Annotated in this window: 4 protein-coding genes; all 4 read left to right on the top strand. The window is 65.2% G+C overall.

Annotation, left to right across the window (positions count from 1 at the left end; translation table 11 throughout):
- Window positions 1-318: 318 nt before the first annotated feature.
- Window positions 319-1,881, top strand: coding sequence for an NCS1 family nucleobase:cation symporter-1 (locus tag J1902_RS18785; RefSeq protein WP_207617894.1), 1,563 nt, complete (start codon window positions 319-321; stop codon window positions 1,879-1,881).
- A 70-nt stretch (window positions 1,882-1,951) separates the two neighbouring features.
- On the top strand, window positions 1,952-2,695 hold the full coding sequence (locus J1902_RS18780) for an aspartate/glutamate racemase family protein (RefSeq protein WP_207617893.1): 744 nt from the start codon (window positions 1,952-1,954) through the stop codon (window positions 2,693-2,695).
- Window positions 2,696-2,734: 39 nt separating this feature from the next.
- Window positions 2,735-3,499: an SDR family oxidoreductase gene (locus J1902_RS18775; protein WP_207617892.1), complete on the top strand. Its 765-nt coding sequence runs from the start codon at window positions 2,735-2,737 to the stop codon at window positions 3,497-3,499.
- A 208-nt stretch (window positions 3,500-3,707) separates the two neighbouring features.
- A complete protein-coding gene (locus J1902_RS19600) occupies window positions 3,708-4,643 on the top strand; it encodes an endonuclease domain-containing protein (RefSeq protein ID WP_242702226.1) in 936 nt (311 codons plus the stop codon).
- Window positions 4,644-4,754 lie beyond the last annotated feature (111 nt).

The raw sequence follows: 4,754 nt of genomic DNA, 5'->3' as shown, positions 1-4,754 counted from the left end.
ATGGGAGGTCTCTTCTCCTGCAGCCACGTCCAACCTCTCTTCATTGAATGTCAGGGCGCTTGCTATGTGGGGCGCTCAAGAATTTTCGTATTGTGAGAATAAAATTCTGTGATTCGAGATTATCCGCACACTTGGGCAGCGTCAACAAGACAACCCCGCCTTAAGCACAAGAAGGGGCGCGGCGCGCCAATCAACCGATTGTGACTCTCGGGCTGGTAAAGGCCCCCTTGACGCGGGAGTGATCTGGATCATACAGTGATTTCACTATTCAATAACTTGGTTCCACGATGTGGAATCAACATGAAGTGGAGATCCACGATGCAGAAGACTTCACCAGTCAGCGTCACTGAGACTCCGGAGCACGTAGCAGTGGCGGGCACTCACCCGTCCGTGGGCAGTGCAGCCCTCTGCGAGATCGCTACCGAAGCCTCAGGCCGTACCATCAGCCCCAGCCTGTACAACCTCGACCTTGCCCCGACCAAGATCGCAGGACGCCGCTGGACCAGTTACAGCATCTTTACCCTCTGGGCCAACGACGTCCACAGCCTGGGTAACTACGCGTTCGCCATCGGACTCTTCTCGCTCGGACTGGGCGGCTGGCAGATCCTTGTGGCACTCGGCATCGGAGCAGTGCTGCTCTTCGCCCTCCTGAACTTCTCCGGCTTCATGGGACAGAAGACCGGTGTCCCCTTCCCCGTCATGAGCCGCATCAGCTTCGGCATCCGGGGAGCCCAGATCGCCAGCCTGGTCCGTGGCGCCGTCGCCATCGCCTGGTTCGGCATCCAGACCTACCTTGCCTCCGTGGTGCTGCGCGTCATGCTTGTCGCCATGGCCCCCGGCCTCAAGGACCTGGACAGCAACTCCATCCTTGGCCTGTCCACCTTGGGCTGGATCGCCTTCGTGGCCCTCTGGATCATCCAGCTCGTGATCGTCAGCTTCGGCATGGAGATGATCCGCAAGTACGAGGCCTTCGCCGGCCCGATCATCCTGGTCACCATGGCTGCCATCGCCATCTGGGTCTTCGTCGAAGCAGGCGGAGCCATCCAGTGGTCCGGCATCAAGGGCCTGGAAGGCGGCGACATGTGGCTGACCATCTTCGCAGGCGGCGCCCTGTGGGTCTCCATCTACGGCACCTTCGTCCTGAACTTCTGCGACTTCACCCGTTCGTCCACGTCCAAGAAGGCTGTCGTCCGCGGCAACTTCTGGGGCATCCCCATCAACATGCTCGTCTTCGGCGCCATTGTGGTCATCATGGCCGGCGGGCAGTACAAGATCAACGGCACCGTCATCGAAAGCCCCTCGGACATCGTCCAGAGCATCCCCAACACGCTCTTCCTTGTCCTGGCCTGCCTCGCGCTGCTGATCCTCACGGTTGCCGTGAACCTCATGGCGAACTTCGTGGCCCCGGTCTACGCCCTCACCAACCTCTTCCCCAAGCACTTGGACTTCCGCAAGGCGGCCTGGGTCAGCGGCATCATCGGCCTGGTCATCCTGCCGTGGAACCTCTACAACAACCCGCTGGTCATTGTTTACTTCCTCGGCGGCCTCGGTGCCCTCCTCGGCCCGCTGTTCGGCGTCGTCATGGCCGACTACTGGCTGCTGCGCCGCGGCAAGGTCAACGTCCCCGAGCTCTATACCGAGGACCCGTCCGGCGCCTACTTCTACAAGCGGGGCGTCAACCCCAAGGCGATTACCGCCATGGTCCCTGCGGCCGCCGTCGCGATCCTCATCGCCTTTATCCCCGGGCTGGCGTCCGCAGCGCCGTTCGCCTGGTTCATCGGTGCCGGCCTTGCGGCCCTCACCTACTACTGGGTCGCCGACAAGACGCAGCCCCACGACGACGTCTCCGGTGAGTCGATCGCCGTCGCCAGCACCCACTGACAACACTTCCCAACCGCAATCAAGCCGGCGCCCGTCCTCCCAGGGCGGGCGCCTGCTTTGAGAGGACACCATGCGCATCCTTGTCGCAAACGTCAACACCACGCAGTCCATGACCGATTCCATCGCAGCCCAGGCCCGCGGCGCGGCCTCCCCCGGCACGGAAATCGTTGGCCTCACGCCGCGCTTCGGCGCCGATTCCTGCGAAGGGAACTTCGAAAGCTACCTCGCCGCCATCGCCGTCATGGACCGCGTGGTCAATTACCCCGAACCGTTCGACGCCGTCATCCAGGCAGGCTACGGCGAACACGGCCGGGAAGGCCTCCAGGAACTCCTGGATGTCCCGGTGGTGGACATCACCGAGGCCGCCGCGAGCACCGCGATGTTCCTCGGCCACAAATATTCCGTGGTCACCACCCTTGACCGGACCGTCCCCCTGATCGAAGACCGGCTCAAGCTGGCCGGCCTCGACGCCCGCTGCGCCTCCGTCCGCGCCAGCGGCATGGCCGTGCTCGAGCTCGAGGAACACCCCGACCGCGCCGTGGAAGCGATCGTCCAGCAGGCGCTGGCCGCCGTCCGCGACGACAAGGCCGAGGTCATCGTCCTGGGCTGCGGCGGCATGGCCGGGCTCGACGAGCAGATCCGCCAGCGCGCCGGCGTGCCGGTGGTGGATGGCGTCGCCGCCGCCGTCACCATCGCCGAATCCCTGGTCCGCCTCGGCCTGTCCACGTCCAAGGTCCGCACGTACGCCGCACCGCGTCCCAAGAGTGTCATAGGCTGGCCCCTGACCGCGGCGGACGTCCCCGCCGCCCGCTAAGCCAGCCGATTAGGCCCGCCGATCCACCAGGAGAACCACGTGAACCAAACAACCGCTGCCGCGCCCCGCGTCGCCGTCGTGACCGGGGCCGGCTCCGGAATCGGACGGGCGGTCGCCCGGCTCCTCCTGGCCGAGGGCTACCGCGTGGCCCTCGGCGGGCGCCGGGAGGCGCAGCTCGCGGAGACGGCGGACGGCCACCTAGACGCCCTGGTGGTGCCGTGCGATGTCACGGTGCCCGACGACGTCGGGCGGCTTTTCGCCGCGGCCCGCCAGCGCTGGGGGAGGGTGGATGTGCTCTTCAACAACGCGGGCATCTTCGGTCCCTCCGGCAGCGTGGACCAGATCAGCGTGGCCGACTGGGACGCCACCCTGGCCGTGAACGTCACCGGGTCCATGCTGTGCGCGGCGGAGGCCGTGCGGACCATGAAGGCGCAGGAACCGCAGGGTGGGCGCATCATCAACAACGGTTCCATCTCGGCGCATTCGCCGCGGCCCCTGTCCGTGGCGTACACGGTGAGTAAGCACGCCATGTCCGGCCTGACCAAGAGCATCGAACTGGACGGGCGGCCCTTCGGCATCACCTGCGGCCAGATCGACATCGGCAATACGCGCACCGAGATCATGGACACCATCGGCGTCGGTTCCGGCGCACTCCAAGCCGACGGCAGCCGCCGTGTGGAGCCCATGTTCCCGGTGGAGGACGCCGCCCGTGCCGTCCTCATGATGGCCAACATGCCGGCCACGGCGAGCGTCGGGTCCGTGCTGGTCACGGCCGCCGGCATGCCCTTCGTGGGCCGCGGCTAAGCTCCGGCGTTTATGTACACTTCCCGCCCTTAAGATGCCGGCTTAGGGGTATCTGCTGTACATAAACTCCGCCGGAGACAGGCAGGGCTGTGGATAACACCATTTCGCGCCTCGAGGCATGCCTCAATGGAACATGCGCAGACTGCCGCCCCTTCCCGGGGAACTCAGAAACAAGGCCTTCAGCATCCGCGCCGCCAAAGAAGCGGACGTGCCCGCCAAAAGGCTGCGGGCCGGAGATCTGGTCCGCCCCAGCCGCGGGATCTACGTCCCGTCCGGCCGAGCACAGTCCGTTCTGGACCTGGGGCGTCCCCACACTCAGCTTCACGACGGCGACTTCCTCAGCCACATCAGCAGCGCCGAAGTCCACGCGGTGCCGTTGCCCGGGTGGGCACAATTCAGGCCCGACGACGGCGGGCCGGTGACCGCCGTCGTCGAACCTGTCCCGTGGGGACGCAAGAGCGGTCCCCACTTCCAGGAACCGGGCCGGTTCCTGCACTTGTCCCGTCCGCAGCATTTCTCGCTGCCCAGGCGACGGGGTATTGCCGGACACCGGCTGAGGCTCCGCGATGGAGACCTGGTTGAGATTGACGGCGTCCTGCTCACCTCGATTGCCCGGACATGGGTGGACCTTGCCACGATGCTTCCGATGGACGATCTGATCGTTTCCGGTGACGCCATCATCAGCGAGCACTCGCGCTCGTTTGCGCCCCGGAAGGCGATGGTTCCCTTGGCCGAGTTGCGCGAATTCGTTGCCAAGGCCAACGGCATCCATGGTGTCCGCAAGGCAAGGCTGGCCTTGGAGTCTTTGCGTGTGGGCGTCGACTCTCCCCCGGAAACCAGGCTCAGACTCATGCTGGACGACGCCGGACTGCCCGAATTCCTGCCCGACTATCCCGTGGAGGACATCTTGGGCAGGCCGGTGTGGACGGATCTGGGCTGCCCACAGTACCGCACCTGCCTTGAGTACGACGGCGAACATCATCTGGCGCCCGAGCAGCAGGCCATCGATGCATACCGCGACCAACGCGTGTCCGAGGCCGGCTGGCGGCAAGTCAAGATCAACCGGATCGACATGGGACGCGGCCCCGACTGGGTGGTTTCCAGAGTGGCGCAGGCACTCCGGAAACAGGGTTGGTCCTGCTGAAGCACCCGGAGATTATGCACAGTTCCTGCCCTCAACGCGCCGGTTTAGGGGCGGGACATGTACATAAACTCCTAGGAGCGTGGGTCGGTAGTCGTTCGGTGGCATGAGGCC

Origin of the sequence: Arthrobacter cavernae, from assembly GCF_017368795.1 — a bacterium.
GTDB classification, from domain to species: domain Bacteria; phylum Actinomycetota; class Actinomycetes; order Actinomycetales; family Micrococcaceae; genus Arthrobacter; species Arthrobacter cavernae.
This window is presented reverse-complemented; position numbering and strand designations above follow the sequence as displayed.

What these genes read in the sequence shown, in the direction of transcription:
- J1902_RS18785 (WP_207617894.1), top strand. Translation starts at nt 319, where the DNA reads ATGCAGAAGACTTCACCAGTCAGCGTCACTGAGACTCCGGAGCACGTA.
- J1902_RS18780 (WP_207617893.1), top strand. Translation starts at nt 1,952, where the DNA reads ATGCGCATCCTTGTCGCAAACGTCAACACCACGCAGTCCATGACCGAT.